The organism is Hallella sp. (assembly GCF_037460745.1).
Classification (GTDB): Bacteria; Bacteroidota; Bacteroidia; order Bacteroidales; family Bacteroidaceae; genus Prevotella; species Prevotella faecis.
The window spans coordinates 17,496-39,170 of sequence record NZ_JAXVAE010000115.1; the positions used below are offsets into that span (position 1 = coordinate 17,496).

The 21,675-nt window shown below is 56.6% G+C and carries 14 protein-coding genes; 11 read left to right on the top strand and 3 right to left on the bottom strand.

The window, feature by feature from the left end; genetic code table 11:
* Positions 1 to 323 precede the first annotated feature (323 nt).
* On the bottom strand, positions 324 to 1,907 hold the full coding sequence (nadB, locus tag WKK33_RS07620; protein ID WP_337677889.1) for an L-aspartate oxidase: 1,584 nt from the start codon (positions 1,905 to 1,907) through the stop codon (positions 324 to 326).
* A gap of 93 nt (positions 1,908 to 2,000) precedes the next feature.
* Here nadB and WKK33_RS07625 point away from each other — a divergent pair, with 93 nt between their 5' ends.
* The 7 genes from WKK33_RS07625 (at position 2,001) to WKK33_RS07655 (ending at position 12,668) form a co-directional block, all read left to right on the top strand.
* Positions 2,001 to 2,405, top strand: a complete 405-nt coding sequence (locus WKK33_RS07625; RefSeq protein WP_252344854.1) for a PH domain-containing protein — start codon at positions 2,001 to 2,003, stop codon at positions 2,403 to 2,405.
* Positions 2,392 to 3,669, top strand: a complete 1,278-nt coding sequence (dacB, locus tag WKK33_RS07630; RefSeq protein ID WP_337933203.1) for a D-alanyl-D-alanine carboxypeptidase/D-alanyl-D-alanine-endopeptidase — start codon at positions 2,392 to 2,394, stop codon at positions 3,667 to 3,669. Before WKK33_RS07625 ends, dacB begins: the two co-directional genes overlap by 14 nt.
* Positions 3,670 to 4,456: 787 nt before the next feature.
* Positions 4,457 to 7,192: a DNA gyrase/topoisomerase IV subunit A gene (locus WKK33_RS07635; RefSeq protein ID WP_337933205.1), complete on the top strand. Its 2,736-nt coding sequence runs from the start codon at positions 4,457 to 4,459 to the stop codon at positions 7,190 to 7,192.
* A gap of 70 nt (positions 7,193 to 7,262) precedes the next feature.
* Positions 7,263 to 8,018, top strand: coding sequence for a DUF3316 domain-containing protein (locus tag WKK33_RS07640; protein WP_337933206.1), 756 nt, complete (start codon positions 7,263 to 7,265; stop codon positions 8,016 to 8,018).
* Between the two features lie 19 nt (positions 8,019 to 8,037).
* A complete protein-coding gene (locus WKK33_RS07645; protein ID WP_337933207.1) occupies positions 8,038 to 9,099 on the top strand; it encodes a S41 family peptidase in 1,062 nt (353 codons plus the stop codon).
* Between the two features lie 71 nt (positions 9,100 to 9,170).
* Positions 9,171 to 11,306 carry a Tex family protein gene (locus tag WKK33_RS07650; protein ID WP_337933208.1) on the top strand — a complete coding sequence of 712 codons (2,136 nt, stop codon included), beginning with the start codon at positions 9,171 to 9,173 and terminating at the stop codon, positions 11,304 to 11,306.
* A 57-nt stretch (positions 11,307 to 11,363) separates the two neighbouring features.
* The gene (locus WKK33_RS07655) at positions 11,364 to 12,668 is read left to right on the top strand and encodes a histidine-type phosphatase (RefSeq protein WP_337933209.1); all 1,305 of its coding nucleotides are present in this window, start codon (positions 11,364 to 11,366) and stop codon (positions 12,666 to 12,668) included.
* A gap of 482 nt (positions 12,669 to 13,150) precedes the next feature.
* Here the strand turns inward: WKK33_RS07655 and WKK33_RS07660 are convergent, their stop codons facing one another.
* A complete protein-coding gene (locus WKK33_RS07660) occupies positions 13,151 to 15,406 on the bottom strand; it encodes a helix-turn-helix domain-containing protein (RefSeq protein ID WP_337933210.1) in 2,256 nt (751 codons plus the stop codon).
* Between the two features lie 69 nt (positions 15,407 to 15,475).
* Here WKK33_RS07660 and WKK33_RS07665 point away from each other — a divergent pair, with 69 nt between their 5' ends.
* From WKK33_RS07665 to WKK33_RS07680, 4 genes are all read left to right on the top strand, one after another.
* Complete coding sequence (locus WKK33_RS07665) at positions 15,476 to 17,131, top strand: ComEC/Rec2 family competence protein (protein ID WP_337933211.1); 1,656 nt, start codon at positions 15,476 to 15,478, stop codon at positions 17,129 to 17,131.
* A gap of 168 nt (positions 17,132 to 17,299) precedes the next feature.
* Positions 17,300 to 18,859, top strand: a complete 1,560-nt coding sequence (locus tag WKK33_RS07670; RefSeq protein ID WP_215759037.1) for a glycine--tRNA ligase — start codon at positions 17,300 to 17,302, stop codon at positions 18,857 to 18,859.
* Between the two features lie 120 nt (positions 18,860 to 18,979).
* Positions 18,980 to 19,663, top strand: a complete 684-nt coding sequence (locus WKK33_RS07675; protein ID WP_287769787.1) for an FKBP-type peptidyl-prolyl cis-trans isomerase — start codon at positions 18,980 to 18,982, stop codon at positions 19,661 to 19,663.
* Between the two features lie 104 nt (positions 19,664 to 19,767).
* Positions 19,768 to 20,124: a hypothetical protein gene (locus WKK33_RS07680; RefSeq protein ID WP_215759038.1), complete on the top strand. Its 357-nt coding sequence runs from the start codon at positions 19,768 to 19,770 to the stop codon at positions 20,122 to 20,124.
* A 62-nt stretch (positions 20,125 to 20,186) separates the two neighbouring features.
* On the opposite strand, the gene WKK33_RS07685 is transcribed toward WKK33_RS07680, so the two are convergent.
* Positions 20,187 to 21,572: an MATE family efflux transporter gene (locus tag WKK33_RS07685; RefSeq protein WP_337933213.1), complete on the bottom strand. Its 1,386-nt coding sequence runs from the start codon at positions 21,570 to 21,572 to the stop codon at positions 20,187 to 20,189.
* Between the last annotated feature and the right edge of the window lie 103 nt (positions 21,573 to 21,675).

A 21,675-nucleotide genomic window follows, 5' to 3' on the forward strand; every position in this document is an offset into this window, starting at 1 on the left:
ATTAGACCGAAATAGGAAAGCTATTAGAAGGTTATTGATTCTTTTCAACTCTTGTCAGCGTTTCTTTCGGCATCTTGCTTCCAGTCACATTTCGACATAGCCCGCTATGTCTTCAAAGCGACTGTCGCAACCTGCTCGAAACAAACACTAACAAGAATTAAAATCTAATGGCCGATTGAGGGTTCCCCCAATCGGCCATTAGACCGAAATAGGAAAGCTATCCCCCAAACCACAAGGCGGGCCACCCATAGTCAAACGATTTTTGGCTGTGGGTGGCCCGCCTTATGGTTTGCCTTGCGCAGGGCAATTGCGCAACGGCTCGGTTACTTGTCGTAAGCGTGCTTCGGATAATCCACGGTGTAGTGCAAGCCGCGGCTCTCCTTGCGCTCTATGGCCATGCGGGTGATGAGGTATCCGGTATTGATCATGTTGCGGAGCTCGCAGAGGTCACGCGAGATCTTCACACGTTTGAACAGGCTCTCCGTCTCCTCATAGAGCAGGTCGAGACGATCCCATGCTCGCTTGAGGCGCAGGTCGGAGCGCACGATGCCCACGTAGTTGCTCATAATCTCGCCCACCTCTTTATTAGCCTGTGTGATGAGCACGTGCTCCTCATTGGTAAGCGTTCCCTCATCGTTCCACTCAGGCACCTGATCATTGAAGTTGTAGTCGTCAATATGCTCCAGCGAATGCTTGGCGGCAGTATCGGCATACACCACAGCCTCGATGAGCGAGTTGCTGGCCAGTCGGTTGCCTCCGTGCAAACCTGTGCATGAGCACTCGCCCAGGGCGTAAAGTCGCTCAATGCTCGAACAGCCGTTGAGGTCCACCTTGATGCCGCCACACATGTAATGGGCAGCGGGCCTCACGGGTATCATATCCTTCGTGATGTCGACACCGATCGACAGGCATTTCTTGTAGATATTGGGGAAATGGTGCTTTGTTTCCTCAGCGTCCTTGTGAGTAACGTCGAGATACACATGGTCCACACCATTTTTCTTCATCTCGTTATCGATGGCACGCGCCACAATGTCGCGCGGAGCCAGCGACCCACGCTCGTCATACTGGTCCATGAAGGGCGTTCCGTCGGCCAGTTTCAGTATGCCGCCGTAGCCACGCATGGCCTCGGTGATGAGGTAAGCGGGATGGGTCTCGCCAGGGTGGTAGAGCGATGTGGGGTGAAACTGCACAAACTCCATGTCCTTCACCGTTCCCTTGGCGCGGTAAACCATGGCCTCACCGTCGCCCGTGGCCACCACCGGGTTGGTGGTTGTTTGGTACACGGCGCCGCATCCGCCCGTGCACATCACGGTAACCTTGCTCAGGTAGGTGTCTACCCTGTTCTCTGTGTTGAGCACATAGGCGCCATAGCAGTAAATGAATGGCGTGCGACGGGTTACCCTCGCACCCAAGTGGTGCTGCGTAATGATCTCCACGGCGAAGTGGTTCTCCTTGACGTCAATATCGGGATTGGCACGCACAGCGGCCATCAGGGCGCGCTGAATCTCAGCTCCTGTGTCGTCGGCATGGTGCAATATGCGGAACTCCGAGTGTCCTCCCTCACGGTGAAGGTCAAACTGGCCATTGGCCTGCTTGTCGAACTGCGTTCCCCACTCCACCAACTGGCGGATCTGTTCGGGCGCTTTTGTCACCACCTGACGCACAGCCGCCGGGTCGCTGATGTAGTCGCCGGCAATCATGGTGTCGTTGATGTGTTTTTCAAAATCGTCTTTCTCAAGGTTAGTCACCGACGCCACGCCACCCTGCGCGAAGCGCGTGTTGGCCTCATCGAGCGTTGTTTTGCAGATGATGCAAACCTTTCCTTTTTTCGCTTGAGCCACTTTCAGGGCGTAGCTCATGCCCGCTATACCGGCGCCAATGACCAGAAAGTCATACTTGTAAGTCATAATGAATGTGTTATGTCAGTGCAAAATTACTAAAAATATATATAACGCCTTCCTATAACTCTTCGATTTTTAGTAATTTTGCACCTTGAAATTATGGACAGGACTTTTCATCATCGTTTTTCAGTGGGTGCCATCTGCGGCGTCGTTCTTTTCGGAGCCATCTCATTTTGGCTGTTTTGGCAAAAATGGGTAGTGCTCGGACTGCTCATGGCTCTTGTGTGCGTGGTGCTCCTCGAGCGCGTGCTCCACTCCGAATATGTGTTCCGCGGCGACCGCCTCATCGTTTACCACGGCCGTTTTGCGCGTAAGAAGGAAGTAGCCCTGGCCGACATCGTTGGCTACAGGCCCGTCACCACCACCTTCGGTCTGACCCATTTCTTGCTGCTTGGCCTCAAGGGCGAGCGCATACTCATGGTTCAGCCCGACAACGAGCAGGCGTTTGTGAAGTGCTTGACCGAACGGAAACACAACATCAAGAGAAAGGATGAGAACAATTAAAGCTTACTTATGGATTCTGATGATTGGCCTGGCGCTGCCCTTGCAGGCCCAGACCGAGATCATCGACGACGACGAATCGACAGAGGATAACGACACGCTCGCCACCGACTCGCTGTGGAGCGACTCGCTGAGCGCCCAAGGCGACACACTGCCATGGCCCCACAACGTGCGGGCACAGATCAACGCGTTGCTGCAGTCCGATATGTTCCGCACCTCTCAACTTGGCATGATGGTCTACGACCTCGATGCCGACTCGGCCATCTTCTGCCACAACGAGCGCCACCTGATGCGCCCTGCCTCCACCATGAAGGTCATCACCGCCATCACCGCCCTAAGCCGTCTGGGCGGCAGCTACCAGTTTAAGACCGACCTGTGCTACACGGGCGAGGTCGACAGCTGCACGCTGCGCGGCGACGTCTACTGTGTGGGCGGCTTCGACCCACGCTTCAACAACGACGACCTGCGCGCCTTCGTAGAGGGCATCAGGCGCATGGGCATCGACACCATACGCGGCAGCATCTATGGAGACAAGACCATGAAGGACAACAATCCCTATGGCGAGGGATGGTGCTGGGACGACGACAATCCCACGCTGTCACCATTGCTGTTGTCGCGCAAAGACCAGTTCCTTCCTAAGTTCTACTCGGAGCTACGCGAGGCGGGCATCTACCTCACGGGCTCATTGGGCGAGAAACGCAAGCCAGAGGAGTCGAACTGCATCGTCCGACGGTTCCACACCATCGATCAGGTGCTCATGCGCATGCTCAAGGAGAGCGACAACCTCTACGCCGAGTCGATGTTCTACCAGATCGCCGCGTCGACCGGTAACCGTCCCGCCACGTCGAAGAGCGCGCGCTCGGTCATCCAACAGTTGGTCAACAAGGTGGGGCTCAACGGATCGCGCTATAAGTTTGCCGACGGATCGGGGCTCTCGCTTTATAATTATGTCAGCGCTGAGCTCGAGGTAAAGATGCTGCGCTACGCCTTCCACGACCAGAACATCTATAACCACCTGTTGCCCGCCCTGCCCATTGCCGGCACCGACGGCACCCTGCGCAAGCGCATGACAGGCGCCTTCACGCGCGGCAACGTTCACGCCAAGACGGGCACCGTTACGGGCATCAGCAGCCTCTGCGGTTACCTCACGGCCGCCAACGGCCACCACCTGTGCTTCGCCATCATCAACCAGGGTGTGATGCACCACAAAAATGGCCGCCGTTTCCAAGACAAGGTTTGCACCATCCTGGCCTCGCCATCGCTCTAAAAGGGCGTTTTCGTTGAGCCAAATAAGCAAAGCCCAACCATTCCGCCTGAGGCCAAAACGATTTGGGGTGAAGTGGAATCCTAATCATCACAAACATGGAATGACCCCCATTGGGGGATGGGCGGCATGCGAATTATGGCAACAAACTATACTGAAATCTACATTGTTGGTAACAACGACGGAAGAATTGGGCGGAAATACGCAATTCTCAGCGCAACTACATAACCAACTGACAGCCAACACGTTATCTCCACAAGGAAGATATTAGCCTTCCATATTTAACATTCCACGTTGCGAAACATGCCTAACCGAGGAACGAAACACGGTCTTTCGTACCTGGAAACATGGCCTTTCGAGGTGCGGTTAGGTAGGTATCGCAAGACGAAAGATGCCTAACGGTGAGCGCGCGACGCAGATTTGAAACGGCGAGCACGGAAAAACGGCGATTTCGTTGGCTGGTTCAACCCAAAACACCGCACAACTTTTGCACCAAAATATCCGACAGAACACATTGCGCAAAGGACGAAGAGGCGGAACAATTGTTTTCTTTCAGCATCAACAAGCCATCATGTAGGATCATCCAACATTTGGAGTGACAAAGGACACTCGTATGTATTTACACTCAGACGCAGTAGCTCGTCGGAGGCTAAGGATGCGTTGGCCCATCGACGGATGGAGGCTGAACAAGCGCAAAATGTAAAAAAGCGATAACACTCAAAGGCTATTTGCCGTTTTTTGTGTACCTTTGCATAGATTAGCCCCATATTGGGGTTACAAACCAACAGATATGGACGACGACAAGATCATCAACAACAACGATACTCCGCAGGCCGACGACGAGTTGACTACCGACACCCACAGCGACTACAAGCCCGCCGACCGCTTCGACGCATCGGCCGTGCACCACCTGTCGGGCATGTACAAGAACTGGTTCTTGGACTACGCCTCGTATGTTATCCTGGAGCGTGCCGTGCCACACAGTGGCGACGGACTGAAGCCTGTGCAGCGCCGCATACTGCACACCATGAAGCGTATGGACGACGGGCGCTACAACAAGGTGGCCAACATCGTGGGCGAAACCATGAAGTTTCACCCACACGGCGACGCATCCATCTACGACGCTCTGGTACAGCTCGGACAGAAAGACCTGCTCATCGACACCCAGGGAAACTGGGGAAACATCTTCACCGGCGACTCGGCGGCCGCTCCCCGATACATCGAGGCGCGCCTGTCGAAATTTGCCCTCGAAACGGTGTTCAATCCCAAGACCACCGAGTGGCAGCTTAGCTACGATGGCCGAAACAAGGAACCCATCACCCTGCCGGTAAAGTATCCGTTGCTCTTGGCCCAAGGCGCCAACGGCATCGCCGTAGGACTGTCGAGCCGTGTGCTGCCCCACAACTTCAATGAGATTTGTGAGGCGGCGGTGAAATACCTGCGCGGCGAAGAGTTCCACCTTTACCCCGATTTCCCCACAGGCGGCGCCATCGACGTATCAAAGTACAACGATGGTCAGCGAGGCGGCTCGGTGCGCATCCGCGCGAAGATCGAGAAGCTCGACTCCAAGACGCTCGTCATCCGTGAAATTCCCTTCACCAAGACGGCCGACTCCCTGCAAGACTCCATCACCAAGGCCATCGAGAAGGGCAAGATCAAGGCACGCAAGGTGCTCGACCTCACCGCACGCGATGTGGAGATACAGGTGCAGCTGGCACCCGGCACCTCGTCGGACAAGACCATCGACGCCCTCTACGCCTTTACCGATTGCGAGATAAGCATCTCGCCCAACTGCTGCATCATCGAAGACAGCAAGCCACAGTTTCTCACCGTCAGCGAGGTGCTGCGCCACAGCGTCGACGACACCATGGGACTGCTGCGCCGCGAACTGCAGATACGCCGCGACGAGCTCATGGAACAGCTCTTCTTCGCCTCGCTCGAGCGCATCTTCATCGAGGAGCGCATGTATAAGGAGAAGTCGTTCGAGCAAGCGCCCGACCAGAAGGCGGTGCTCAAGTTCCTCGACAAGCGCTTCGAGCCCTTCAAGGAGCAACTGGTGCGCACCATCACCGACGACGACTACCTGCGCTTGCTCGAGATCAAGATGCAGCGCATCCTGAAATACAACAAGGACAAGGCCGACCAACTCGTGGCCAAGATCAAGGCCGAGGTGAAAGGCATCGACCACGACCTGGCCCACATGGTCGACGTTACCATCGCATGGTACGAGCACCTGAAGCAGACCTACGGCGCCGACCACCAACGTCTCACCGAGATACGCAGCTTCGACACCATCGAGGCCGCCAAGGTGGTGGAGGCCAACGAGAAGCTCTACATCAACCGACAGGACGGCTTCGTGGGCACCGGCCTGAAGAAAGACGAGTTTGTGTGCAACTGTTCCGACCTCGACGACATCATCATCTTCTACCGCGACGGTAAGTATAAGGTGGTGCGCGTGGCCGACAAGATATTCGTGGGCAAGAACGTCATCTGGGTGCAGGTGTTCAAGAAGAACGACGTGCGCACCATCTACAACGTGGCCTACCGCGACGGAAAGAAGGGTCCCTACTACCTCAAGCGCTTCAACGTGACCAGCATCACACGCGACCGCGAGTACGACCTCACATGGGGCACACCCATGTCGCGCGTCATGTATTTCTCGGCCAATCCCAATGGCGAGGCCGAAATCATCAAGGTTACCATGGACCCCGACACCACGAAGAAGCGCCAGAACATCTTCATCGAGAAGGATTTCTCGGAGGTGATGATCAAGGGGCGCACCGCGCGTGGCAACCTGCTCACCAAGAAGAGCGTGCACCGCATCACGCTCAAGAGCCACGGACACTCCACACTGGGTGGACGAAAGGTGTGGTTCGACCCCGACGTGAAGCGCATCAACTACGAGGAGCATGGCCAACTGCTCGGCGAGTTCAACGATGGCGACAGCATACTCGTGGTGCTCAACAGTGGAGAGTATTTCACCACCGACTTCGATCCCAACAACCACTACCCCGACAACATCAAGATCATCGAGAAGTGGAAGGCCGAGAAGGTGTGGACGGCTGTCATCCTCGACGCCGACAACAATGGCTATCTATACCTCAAGCGCTTCCTGATGGAGAACTCCAAGAAGCCCGTCAGCTATATTGGCGACAATGCCGAGAGCAAGGAGCTGCTGCTCACCGACACCGTTTACCCACGCCTGCTCGTCACCTTCGGAGGTGCCGACGCCGACCGCATGCCACTCGAGATCGACGCCGAGACGTTTATCGCCGTCAAGGGCTACAAGGCCAAGGGCAAGCGCATCGCCACCTGGCAGGTGGAGAAGGTGGAGGAGCTCGAGCCACTGCGCCACCCCGAGCCCGAGGCTGGGACCGATGCGGAGGGCGACGGCGCATCTGGCGCCGAAGCCGACGACAACCTCGACCCCGACGCTGGCAAGAGTCAGCAGCAGGTCATCGACGAGATAACGGGGCAGCTCAACCTCTTCTCCGACATCGACAACGGTAACGGCGAGGCGAAGTAAAAAAGCGCCTCGCCAAGGCGTTGGCCTTCGCCCCACAACATCTTTCACCAAACGAACCCTACTGCCTATCATGATAAAACGAGCCATTCTTCTTGCCACAATGGTGGGCATCGGCGCGCTGACGGCATCAGCCCAGCGCCTCACCGCCGTGTCAGTGGCCTACACCGACATCCTCGACACCTATCTCTCGCAAGAGAAGTTCACAGGCACCGAGATCAGTTTCCTCAGCCAGCGCACACGCATGAGCGACAGTAGCCGCGTATCGCGCGAGCTCATCCATCATGCGTCGGTGGCCATGGCGGGCACACGCGGCAACGACCACTCACTGCTTTCGGCGCTCTACAACCTGCGGTTCGGTTGGCATTACAACTGGACCTTCCCCGCCCAACGGTTGCACCTGCGGGTGGGAGGCGCCGGCAACCTGACGCTGGGAGGCGCCTACGACACGCGCAACTCCAACAATCCGGCCCAGGCGCGACTCGCCTTGTCGGTCGACCCGGCGGCGTCGCTGTCATGGGACTTCCACATAGCCCACCGACCCTTCAAGCTCACCTACGCCGCCGCCATGCCACTCGTGGGCGTAGCCTTCTCGCCCAACTACGGACAGAGTTATTATGAGATATTCTCGCGGGGCAATTACGACCACAACGTGGTGTTCGTATCACCACTCTCTGGCCCCCAACTCCACCAGATGCTTACGCTCGACGTGCGCCTATGGCGCACCACGCTGACCGTGGGCTACCTCTGCGACATTCTGCAGATGGAGGCCAACGACCTCAAGTACCACCAGTATAGCCACGGCATCCTCATCGGATGGAGATACTAACCACCAACACGCACGCCTTATGAAAACCCACCCTACCCTCCTTCGCTTCTTGGCAAGACCCATCAGCGGCTTGCCGACACGGCTCGCCACTTACTGCCTGCTGCTTTTCGCAGGCACCTTCCTGTTGTCTTCGTGTGTCACCGAGGATGCGTTCGACGACACACAGAAGGGCAATTTCGAAGCCTTGTGGAAGATTATGGACGAGCACTACTGCTTCTTCGAGGAGAAAGGCGTCGACTGGGACTCGGTTCATGCGGTCTACGCCAAGCAGGTGGACAAAGGCATGACCGACAGCCAACTGCTTGAGGTGCTGGGCAACATGCTGGCCACATTGCGCGACGGCCACGTCAATCTCTACGCTTCGTTCGACATGGCGCGCTATTGGGGGTTCCACGAAAACTACCCCAGCAACTTCAGCGACACGCTGGTCAACAAGTATCTCGGCACCGATTACAAGATTGCCGCGAGCCTCCGCTATCGCATCCTCGACGACAACATCGGCTACCTGCGGTGCGCCTCGTTTTCGGTTGTGCCAGGTTCGGGCAATCTCGACGACATCTTGCTGTACTTGGCGCCCTGCCGCGCCTTGATCATCGACCTGCGCGACAATGGCGGCGGACAGCTCACGGCGGCCGAAAAACTGGCCGCGCGCTTCACCAACGAGACGCGGCTGGTGGGATACATGCAGCACAAGACAGGTCGCGGACATCGCGATTTCTCATCCCTGCAGGAGCAATGGCTCAAGCCTGCCAGCGGACTGAGGTGGCAAAAGCCCGTGGCGGTGCTCACCAATCGACAGGTGTTCTCCGCCGCCAACGAGTTTGTGAAGTACATGAAATGCTGTCCTAACGTGGTGCAGGTGGGCGACCAAACGGGCGGTGGAGCCGGCCTTCCCTTCTCTTCGGAACTGCCCAACGGTTGGAGCGTTCGCTTCTCGGCCTGCCCCATGTACGACCACAATAGGAAAAGCACAGAGAATGGCATTGCGCCCGACATCAACGTGGGTCTCGGCGACAACGACATCGCCACTGGGCGCGACGCCATCATTGAGGCGGCACGCAAGGCTTTAAGAACCAAGTAACGAAAAAGAACAACAATATAGGTCAGCACGACCATCATCACCGTTTAGCACGGCCTTAATCATTGGTTAGAATGAACATTTTCACACCTATTATATCAGAACGGCTGGGCATAGGCGCCTCGCAAGTAGACGCCACACTTGGCCTATTGGATGAGGGTTGCACCATACCCTTCATCAGTCGTTACCGCAAAGAGGCCACAGGCAACCTCGATGAGGTGCAGGTGGCGGCCATCAGCGATCTCAATGGAAAACTGAAAGAGTTGCAGAAGCGAAAAGACACCATCCTGAAGACTATCGAGGCGCAGGGTAAGCTCACCGACGAACTCCGACAGCGCATCAACACTTGCTGGAACGCCACGGAGCTCGAGGATCTCTACCTGCCTTACAAGCCGCGGCGCCGCACCCGCGCACAGATCGCACGCGAACAGGGCTTGGAGCCGTTGGCCCTCGCCATTCGCCTGCAGCGCGAGCGCAACCCCGAACAGTTGGCGCAACGCTTCGTCAAGGGCGACGTGACGGATGTGGAGGCGGCCCTGAAAGGCGCCAAGGACATCATTGCCGAGGAGGTGAGCGAAGATGAGCGCACCCGACAAACCGTACGCGCCGTGTTCAGGCGTGAGGCGGTGATCAGCGCAAGGGTGGTGGCGAAAATGAAAGACGACGACAAGGCGCAGAAATATTCCGACTATTTCACGTTCAGCGAGGAGCTCCGCCGCTGCTCATCCCACCGCCTCCTGGCCATCCGCCGTGGCGAGGCCGAGGGCGTGCTGCGCGTCAGCATCACCGTCGACGACGAGAATTGCACCGACCGCCTGCGCCGGCAGTACGTGCGTGGCTATGGCGCTTGCCAAACATTGGTGGGCGAGGCCGTCGACGACGCCTACAAACGGCTCGTACAACCGTCGATCGAGAACGAGTTTGCGGCGCTCAGCAAGGAGAAGGCCGACGACGAGGCCATCCATGTTTTCAAGGAGAACCTTCGACAGTTGCTGCTGGCCGCTCCCCTCGGACAGAAGCGCGTGATGGGTGTCGACCCAGGCATCCGCACGGGATGTAAGGTGGTGGTGCTCGACGCGCAGGGCAACCTGTTGTACCACGACGTGGTGTTCGCCGTAAGAAGTGACCATCCCGGCCGAGCCGAGCAGCGCGCCGCCGACCCCTTGAGGCATTTTGCCGACATAGCCCAGCGCTTCCAAGTGGAGGCCATAGCATGCGGAAACGGAACAGGGTCGCGCGAAACGGCCGATGTCCTGAGGCAGCTCCCCAACTTGCCCCTCTACGTGGTGAGCGAGGATGGGGCCAGCGTCTACTCTGCCTCTGAGGTGGCCCGCGAGGAGTTTCCCAACGAGGATGTCACCGTCAGGGGGGCCGTCAGCATCGGCAGACGACTCATGGATCCACTGGCCGAACTGGTAAAGATCGACCCCAAGAGCATTGGCGTGGGACAATACCAGCACGATGTGGACCAAGCCAAACTGAAGCACAGTCTTGACCAGACCGTAGAGCTCTGCGTAAACACCGTCGGTGTGGATGTGAACACGGCCAGCAAGAACCTGCTCACCTACGTGAGCGGACTGGGGCCGGCCTTGGCTCAGAACATCGTGGATTATCGGCGTGAGCATGGCGCGTTCACCTCGCGCGCACAGCTCCTGAAGGTTTCGCGCCTCGGTGCGGCGGCTTACCAGCAGTGTGCGGGGTTCCTCCGCATCCCCGGAGCCAAGAACCCGCTCGACGCCAGTGGCGTTCATCCCGAACGATACGGCATCGTTCAGCAAATGGCCAACGACTGCGGATGCAAGGTGGCCGACCTGATGAGCAACCCGGAGCAGCGCAAGAAGATACGCATTGCCAACTATGTGAAGGGCGATGTGGGACTTCCCACGCTGAAAGACATCATGAGCGAGTTGGAGAAACCGGGGCGCGACCCACGCGGAAAGGCCGAGACCTTCGAGTTCGACGCACGCGTGAAGACGCCCGAAGACCTCGTTACGGGCATGGAACTGCCGGGCATCGTAACCAACATCACCAACTTTGGGGCCTTCGTCGACATCGGCGTGCACCAAGATGGCTTGGTACACATATCACAATTGGCCAACACTTACGTGAAAGACCCCAACGATGTGGTGAAGCTTCACCAACATGTCATGGTGCGCGTGCTTGAGGTGGACCTGCGACGCCACCGCATATCGCTGACCATGCGCAAATAAGCGAAGCCGTCTGAGAACTGATATCCCAACAACTAACAACAAAAATCGAATATAATCATGAAACGAAACGTTATCCTGATTGCCATCGCTTCGATGCTGACGCTTAGCCTGAGCGCCCAGCAGGCACGGAACGACATTCGCCAGCATGTGGAATTGGCTGGCAGCAACTATGTGGCCTACCCTGGTCCAAAGAAAGCGCTCACAGCCGCCCCCAAGGGCTATGAGGCTTACTACATCAGCCATTACGGTCGCCACGGCTCACGTTACCTCATCGGAACCAACGACTATGACAAGCCTTACAACATGCTGCTGAAGGCCGACTCGTTGGGTAAACTAACCGCCAAGGGCAAGGACGTGCTGGCCAAGGTGAAACTGATTCGCGAGGAGGCCCAGCTGCGCGACGGCGAGCTGACGCTCCTCGGCGCCCAGCAACACCGCGGAATAGCCAAGCGCATGTATGAGCGCTTCCCCGAGGTGTTCAAAGGAAAGACAGCCATCGACGCCCGATCGACCATCGTGATACGCTGCATCCTCTCAATGGAGAACGAGTTGCAGCAGTTGGCAAGCATGAACCCACAACTGGAAATTGCCCACGACGCCAGTGTGCACGACATGTGGTATCTCAACGACAGCCACAGTCCGTACAACCGTTTGCGCGACACCAAGGAGGCCTCGAAGGCCAACAGCGAGTTTAGCAAGCGCCACGACAACTGGGACCATCTCATGACGGTGCTCTTTTCCGACCCCGAGTATATGAAGACCATCAACACTGGCAGCTTGGCGCGCCACCTTTTCAAGTTGACAAGCAACGTGCAGAGCACCGAGCTCCGCCACCAACTGAGCCTCTGGGACATCTTCACCGAGGACGAGATTTACGACTTCTGGCAGAAGGAGAACGCCACATGGTATTCTTACTACGGCCCGAACAAGAACAATAACGGCGCGGGAATGTACACGCAGGCCAACCTGTTGCGCAACATTCTCACCACGGCCGACACCTGCATCACCAAAAGCCATCCCGGCGCCACGCTGCGCTTCGGCCACGAGGTGTGCGTCATGCCGCTGGTGTGCCTGCTCAACCTCAACCACTATGGCGACCCTGTGGACAATCTGGAGGACCTCGACGACCGCGGATGGAACAACTATCAGATCTTTCCCATGGCCTGCAACGTGCAGTTTATCTTCTATAAGCCAAAGAAGCAGGCACCCAACGCCGACAACGTGTTGGTGAAGGTGCTGCTCAATGAGGACGAGGCCACGCTGCCCGTCGGCACAGATCAGGCTCCCTATTACCACTGGAAGGATGTGCGCAGCTATTACATGAAGCAACTCGATGACTACCAGGCGCGCTACGTCAAGTAAGCGACAAGCGTCCCTGTAGACCATAAGACAAGAAGGGCAAGCATACCTCGGCGTTCGACCGAGGCGTGCTTGCCCTTCTTGCGTTAGATGGCAGGAGATTCAAGTTCCTGGGGTGTTGGAGTCTTTGTACCATTTCTCCCGTCTGTTGTCTTTCTCATAAGAGCACTTGCGGGCTTTTCCCATTTTCCTCCAACCTTCTTGAGGAGTTTTTTGTGATAGGCTCTCATCTATTTATTCCTGCCAAGCGGCTTTCTTCACGCCCTCATTTTCAAGCAGATGCAAGATAACCGCAATAGGCGTCCAAACAAAGATGTCCTCAAAGGTGGCCCGTTGGCATTTGACCCAACGGAATAATCTTGCAACCTTTGCATCCGTCGCACGGCGGTCTCGAGAACCCAAAGATACCACGCCGTCAATGGGCGACGGCGATCTTTGACTTATTTACATTTATCACAAATAGGCCATTCGGTTATCGTATGGTGTCAGTCTTTGTGTTCGGAAAGCTGCGAGGCGCTGATCACCAGGTTGATGTCTTCCCATGTGATGTCAGCCCGGCAGGCGTTCTTGATGTCGGTGCGTGTGGCCTCTGGGCCGAGCTGGGCCATGGCGTGGCGCACGGCCTTGATCTTCGAGGGACTGATGAGCGCTTCGAGGCGTATCTTGCCTTCTCTCACAAAGTGGAACAGGTGGCCTGTGATGGTGCTCACGGCCAGTCCGCGGGCGGTGGCGATGTCTTGGATGCTCATACCCTTGCAGTAAAGGGCGTAGGTGTCTTGGAAGGTCTGTCCCTTCTGTCGCTTGGGCTTATCGGCAGGTTTGGGTGCCGCTTTGGGCTTATCGGCCTTCGGTTCGCTGCCCAGACCGTCGGGGAAATCGTCGGTCTTGCGCTTGCGTATGCGCCGTTTCCGATTGCCGTCGGGCATCACAAGGTCCATGGCGTCGAGTATGGCCTCCTGCTTGGCCTGCATGTATCCCGACACGGTGAAGGTCTCGTCGGCCATGGCTTCCAACAGTTTCGTCTTGGCAAAATACTGCACCATCAGTTCCTTGTAACGATCATCCATCAGTTCCAGCGCCTTTTTGTTTTGGCTCTTCGCCTCCTTGGTCTTCTCCAACAAGCCGGGAATCAGGTCCTTGAGCTTCTCAAGAAAATAGAGTTCGCTATGCTGCACACGTTCGAGAAACACGTCCTTGTGGAGTTCAGGCTGGGCCATGCCCCGCATGAGGCCCATCCATTTGTAGGCCACATCCATGACCTGCGCCTTCATCGCCTCAATGACGGTCTTGTGACAAGCCGTCAGCTCCGGATAGCCACGGAAAAACTCCACCAACGTGCGGTTCACCAGTTGCTCTGCATCCCACAAGGCCGTGAAATTGAACATGTCGAGCAGTTGGTAGCGATAATACTCCTCCTTCAGGTTGGGCAGTGCCGCCACGCTCTGCTCCGTGGCCTGTTGCTGGTTGGCAATGTAGGCGGCCACGCGCGTGTCGTTGATGATGTTGTGCGGATTGATGGGCGAAGCCAGCACCAGTCCTTCCAGGCTCTTGCATCGGCTCAGCGCCACATAGACCTGTCCGGGTGCGAACGATTGGGCCGCGTCGATGATGGCGCGGTCGAAGGTCAGGCCTTGGCTCTTGTGGATGGTGATGGCCCATGCCAACCGCAGCGGATATTGCTTGAAGGTGCCGAGCACCTCCGAGTCGATAGTCTTGGTCTGGTCGTTGATGACATAGCGCGTGTTCTCCCACACGTCGCGCTCCACCTTGATGGCGCTGTCGTCGCCCGGACATTTCACCTCTATGCTCTCGTCGTCGACACTGACCACATGACCGATGCGACCGTTGTAATAGCGATGTGCGCCCGAGGCGTCGTTCTTCACAAACATCACTTGCGCACCCACCTTCAACACCAGTTGGGCCTCCACGGGATAGTTGTTCTCGGGAAACTCGCCGCCCACCTCCGCATCGAACGCAAAGCGCTGTCCCTTCAACTTGAGAAGCGCCGTCTCATTGTAGTTGTCGGCCAATCGATTGTGGGTGGTGAGACGGATGTATCCGTCCTCGGCCTTGGGCAGGAACGCAGGCTTGTAGCGCGTGTTCAGCGTGGCGATGTCGTCGGACGTGGGATGGCCGTCGCGTATGTGGTTGAGGATGGAGATGAAGGTGTCGTCTTGCTGGCGGAACACATGCGTCAGTTGGATGGTGACGTAGCTAATTTGTTGCAACGCCTTCGAGCCAAAGAAATAAGGTGTGTCGTAGTAGTTGTCGAGAAGCGCCTCTTCCTGCGGTTTCACCACAGGGGTGAGCTGTTGCAGGTCGCCAATCATGAGCAGTTGCACACCGCCAAAGGGCTGTGTGCTGTCGCGGTAACGGCGCAACACGAAATCGATGGCGTCGAGCAGGTCGGCGCGAACCATCGATATCTCATCGATGACGAGCATGTCGAGGGTGCGTATGATGCGCCGTTTCTCCTTACGGAAATCGTATCGGTCGCGTATGGTTGTGCCCGGTATGTAGGGCGAGAGGGGCAGTTGGAAGAACGAATGGATGGTCATTCCATTGGCGTTGACAGCCGCCACACCCGTCGGCGCCACCACAATCATGCGCTTCGAGGAATGTTCTTTCACGGCCTTCAGGAACGTGGTCTTACCCGTTCCGGCCTTTCCCGTAAGGAAAATGCTGGTTCCCGTGTGCTCCACGAAGTCCCAAGCCAATCGTAATTCGTTATTTTGTTGCATAGCGCAAATATACGATAAATATTTGTATAAAGCCGATGAACCCATGAATAAAATTCCTATTTTTGCAACATGGAATTACGCAAGGCCCTTCAACTCAATCCGATGCTCCGCTGGGTCGGGGCGCTCATCGCTGGCATTGTTGCCGCCGATGGGTTGGCCCACTGTGTGTCGGCCAACTGTTGGCAATGGCTTTTGGCGGGAACGGTGGGGTTATTGCTCGCCACCTACCTGTTGCACGAAGAGCGGCGGGTGTGGCCCCAATGCCTGCTGCTGGTGGCAGCCACATTTCTGTTGGGCGCCACGCTACAGGGACGCGCCCAAGAACGGCTCAGCGTAATGGTTCCCAACGAGGCTGTGGAGTATGAGGCCGTGGTGTCGAGCGAGCCACAAGCCAAGGGCAAGACGGCGCGCATGGATCTGCTCGTCACCCGTGTGGGCGATCGCCCTCTGCCACGCCCCGTCAGCGTCAGGGCCTCGCTCTTGCGCGACACGGCGACCGCACGTTGGCAATCGCTGCATGTGGGCTGTGGAATACGCGCCTACGCCCGATTTGAACGCTTGCGACCGATGGGCCATCGAAGTCGTTTCGATTATATCAGATGGGCGCAAGTGCATGGTTATCAGGCCCAAACCTTTATTTATTATAGCCACTGGGAGCCCGCCGTGGTCAGTATTCGCACGCTCAGCATCATGCAACGCGCCCGTCTGAAACTGCTGGGCTTTCGCCAAAACCTGTTGCGGCGGTTCCACGCCCTTGGGCTCGACGACCAGCAATATGCCGTGGTGGCGGCCATGGCCTTGGGCGACAAGAGTGGCCTGAGCCAAGCCACCAAGGACAGTTATGCCATCAGCGGTGCCAGTCATGTGTTGGCTTTGTCAGGCCTTCACCTCGGCATTGTCTACGGCTTGCTGACATGGGTGTTCGGCATGCGGCGGCGATGGCTGTGGGTGGGACAGGGCCTGACGCTCACCGCCGTGTGGAGCTATGTCATGTTGGTGGGCTTTCCCACCAGTGTGGTGCGGTCGGCCACGATGCTCACGGTCTGCTCCGTCTGCCTGTTGCTGCGCCGCAAGCGCGTCTCCATCAACACACTCGCCTTGGCTGCCCTACTGATGCTCATGGCCAATCCGCTGAACCTGTGGGACGTGGGCTTTCAACTTTCGTTCTTGGCCGTGCTGGGCATTTTGGTCTACCAGCGCGCCTTCAATCGGCTATGGCACCCCTCATCGCAACTGTTGCAGTGGGCGTGGGGAACGACAACCTTGTCGCTGGCTGCCCAACTCACCACAGCGCCATTGGTAGCCTACTATTTCGGTAGGTTCTCGTGTTATTTTCTTCTCACCAATTTACTGGTCGTGCTGGCCGCCATCTTTATTCTTTACACTACCCTGGCGCTGCTGCTCACCCTGCCGTTTGCCGTTGTCGCACAAGGTGTGGCGTGGGTTTTGGCCATGGAGGCAGGCGCGCTCAACCAGGTGCTGACCACCATGTCAACTTGGCCGGGCGCCAGTGTGGAAGGCATCAACCTCACGCTGTGGCAAGTGGTGGCGCTCTACGTCATGCTGTTGTCGATTACCGTCGTGGTAAGCTATGCGTGGCGACTGCGACCCTTGCAAGTGCTCGACGCATTCAACCCCGACGAGGATCCAGCCGGCCTGTCCGACGCATCATGGGATGGCTTGATAGACAACGACCCGGGTGCGCTCTACGATGATAGGCCGTAGGCAGAAAAGGGCCATCGGGGCCAAACAGAGGCCTCATCACTAAGCATTTCATAAAACTTTTTCAGCGCAACGTCGATTTTTCTTTTATTTTAACGCCTACAGTCTCCATTTATCAACGGGAATTCAGTACCTTTGCAAAATATATATCAATTTCATTATTAGAAGAAAATGGCAGAGGACAACTTTAAGAAGATTGTAAGTCATTGTAAGGAATACGGATTCGTATTCCCGAGTTCAGACATTTATCCCGATGGACTGGCAGCCGTGTACGACTACGGACCCAACGGTGTAGAACTGAAAAACAACATCAAGAAATATTGGTGGGACTCCATGGTGCTGCTCCACAACAACATTGTCGGCATCGACGCCGCCATCTTTATGAACCCCATGGTGTGGAAGGCCAGCGGACACGTCGACGCCTTCAACGACCCCCTCATCGACAACCGCGACTCGAAGAAGCGCTATCGTGCCGATGTGCTCATCGAGGACCAGATTGCCAAGTATGAGGAGAAAATCGACAAAGAGGTGAAGAAGGCCGCCAAGCGTTTTGGCGACAGCTTCGACGAGGCCAAGTTCCGTGAGACCAACCCACGCGTGCTCGAGCACCAGCAGAAACGCGATGCGCTCCACGCCCGTTACACAGAGGCCATGCAGGGTCCCGACCTTGAGGCCTTGAAGCAGATCATCATCGACGAGGAGATCGTAGATCCCATCAGCGGCACAAAGAACTGGACCGACGTCAGACAGTTCAACCTGATGTTCTCTACCGAATTTGGCTCTACCGCCGGCGCCACCAACAAGGTGTACCTGCGCCCCGAGACGGCACAGGGCATCTTCGTCAACTTCCTCAACGTGCAGAAGACCACACGTCAGAAGTTGCCGTTCGGTATCGCACAGATCGGTAAGGCGTTCCGCAACGAGATTGTGGCTCGCCAGTTCGTGTTCCGCATGCGCGAGTTTGAGCAGATGGAGATGCAGTTCTTCTGCCAGCCCGGCACGGAGATGAAGTGGTTTGAGTATTGGAAGAAGGTGCGCCTGGCTTGGCACGAGGCCTTGGGCATGGGCGACGAGAACTACCGCTACCACGACCACGAGAAGTTGGCTTTCTACGCCAACGCCGCCACCGACATCGAGTTTAAAATGCCGTTCGGCTTCAAGGAGGTGGAAGGTATCCACAGCCGCACCAACTATGACCTGAGCCAACACGAGAAATTCTCAGGCACCAAGATGCGCTACTTCGACCCCGACACCAACGAGAGCTACGTGCCTTACGACGTAGAGACCTCTATCGGTGTCGACCGCATGTTCCTCAGCGTGCTTTGCCACGCCTTCAAGGAGGAGAAGCTTGAGAATGGCACCTCACGCGTGGTGCTTAGCCTGCCGGAGCCCCTGGCACCCATCAAGTGCGCCGTGCTGCCGCTGGTCAACAAGGATGGCCTGCCCGAGAAGGCACAAGAGATTGTAGACAACCTGAAGTTCCACTTCACCACACACATCGAGGCCAAAGACTCTATCGGCAAGCGCTATCGCCGTCAGGACGCCATCGGCACACCGTTCTGCGTCACCGTCGACGGTCAGACCTTGGAGGACAACACGGTTACCCTGCGCTTCCGCGACTCAATGGACCAGGAGCGCGTGTCGGTCGACAAGTTGCGCGAGATCATCGAGGACCGCGTGAGCATCACCTCAGTGCTGAAGAAGCTCAACCAGGTTATCAAGCAAGCATAAGCGCATACGCCCCCACCCTACCACGGGCGGGGGCACCAAGCGCCTGCGGCACACACCTCGCACTACACGCTGGGTGTGCGGCCCACCATCGAACAAACTTAGAAACCTTTAACAGGCTGAATGAAAATGAAAACATCAAGCATGGCAACGGCAAGCGGAAAATGGCTCAAGGCACTCATGGCGCTACCCCTGTTCCTCTTCGCCTTCTTGCTTTTGCCCACATCGTGCTCTGAGGAGTCGGACGAGGTGGAGGAATTCCCCAACTGGGAGAAGACCAACACCGACTATTGGAACACGCTCTACTCGGAGGCCAGCCAGCGCATAGCGGCCGGCGACAGCAGTTGGAAGATCCTGAAGAAATGGAGCTTGCCCGACACGCTGCATACCGCCAACACGCAGTATATCGTGGTACACGTGCTCAACGAGGGCACAGGAACGGGTTGCCCGCTCTACACCGACTCCATCCGCGTGCACTACACGGGTAAGTTGCTGCCATCTACCTCTTACAAGGACGGCTATGAATTTGACACGTCGCTCACCAATGGCGCCACGGCAGAGAACTCCGCACCCGCCCAGTTCCTCGTCAGCCAAATGACCGATGGCTTCGCCACGGCCGTGCAGCACATGCACATCGGAGACCGATGGCAGGTGTATGTGCCCTCCGACCTTGGCTACGGAAGCGTCGGAAGTGGTAGCACCATTCCCGGATACTCGGTGCTTGTGTTCGACGTCCAATTGGTGTCTTACTACCGCGCAGGAACCGACGTGCCCGATTTCCAGGCCAAGAAGTGGTTCTTCGAGTAACTAAGCAATTATTGAACCTCAAATAAAAAGAGGCGTGCCTCATGGGCGCGCCTCTTTTTATTTATCATCAGCAATTATCCGAAACACAAACCAACACCCAATCCATGAAAATCCACTCGAACAACAAAATCCTTCTCGTCAACAGATCATTCATGCTGATTGCCTTGCTATTCGCCTTTCAACCCATCGCCGCCACATCCAATATTTACACAAACATCATGTTGGCCGTAGGGGCCGTGGGCTTCATCGTTTTGATAGCAAGCATCATTTGCGTGCTGATGGGTAAAGTTTCGCTCAAGGAATATGCCGCGACGGAGAAGGAAACAACCCTTTCACTACTCGCCATTTCGGTGTTGGGCCTCATCATAAGCTACGCCTACGACTCAAACCTATACAAGTTCTGGCTGTTTATCATGGCCCTGCAACTCATCGACCTTTGCATGCAACGCAAAAGAAAATGATTCAACAGAGCGCAACGCCATCCATCAACAGCTTGCCGAAAGGCAAAACATAGCCTTTCCGATCACGCCTTTGCCTTGATTCCTTTCAGCCAACTGCCCCTTCGAATGCGCAAGAGGAAGATGGTGCCACGGAACGTGAGCTCGGTGGCCATGGCCACCCACACCCCTCGCAGGCCGTAGGACTGAGCCAATACGTAAGCCAACGTAAGGCGCACACACCACATGGAGAAAAGGCTCATGGCGGCGGGTTTCAGCGTGTCGCCCGACGCCACACACACGGCATAGCTCACAATGGCAGCGGCAAAGAACGGCTCGGCAAACGCCTCGATACGCAGCACCATTGCGCCCAACTGGCGAATCTCCTCGACGGGCGAGAGGAAGCCAATCATCTCGGGTGCAAACACAAACATCACCACGCCCATGAAGGCCATGACGAGCATGCCCACACCAATCGTGAGATGCGCAAAATTCTTACAGAGATCGCTCCGACCCGCGCCATAGGTTTGGCCCACAAGCGTCGTGGCAGCGTCGCCCACGCCATAGCCTGGCATGTAACACAAGCTCTCAGCGGTAATGGCAAACGAGTTGGCGGCGATGGCCACATTGCCCAAGGGCGCCACAATGAGAGTGCTCACCACTTGGGCCGACCCCATGAGAATGTTTTGAACGGCCACGGGGAAACTAATCTTCACGGCGTTGCGCACATAAGAGCCCATCCAAACAAAGGGCGTGCGGTCGAGACGCAAAGCGATAATCTTATTCTTGCAAATGGCCTGCCACGCCATGGGTATGACCGTGAAGAAATAGGCCGACATGGTGCCCAAAGCCGCACCTACCACCCCCAACTTGAGGACATATATAAAAAGGTAATTGAACGCCACGTCCAATCCACACATCATGATGCTCAACAAACTGGGCACACGCATCTCACCGGCACTCTTGAGCATGGCGCTCATGAGATGGAACAGGAGCACAGCGGGCAAGGTTAGGCTAAAAATGAGAAAATAGCCCGACGACATTGGGGCAATGTCGTCCTTGCCGCCCAACCAATAAGGCAGGGATTGATGAATGCTCGCTCCCACCAAAGCCATCAGCACACTGAACGCCACACCGCACACCAAGGCATGGCGAAACACCTGCCGGGCACGTGTGAAATCGTTGGCACCAATGAAATGGGCCACCTGAACCGAGAACCCCAACGACACGGCACTCAGAATGCTGCCCATCAGCCACGTGGTGGTTTCCACAAGGCCGATCGACGCTGAGGCGGCCGCACCCAAATGGCCCACCATGGCGGCATCGATGAAAAACATCATCACCGTGGTGATTTGCGCGAGCATAGAGGGAATGCTCAACTCCACGATAAGCTCGAGCTTCTCGCGGCCTGTCAGTTGGGCGCCATTACGGATCTTCGCCAGGAGGGTATCGCTTTTCTTACTGCTGAACATAGGTGCAAAGGTACTCACAAAACAACAATCGGCAAAGGCCAAACAAGGGTTTTTCCTGACTTCGTCATTGCGTACCCCAAAAATCTTCGTCAAAGAGTTTAGC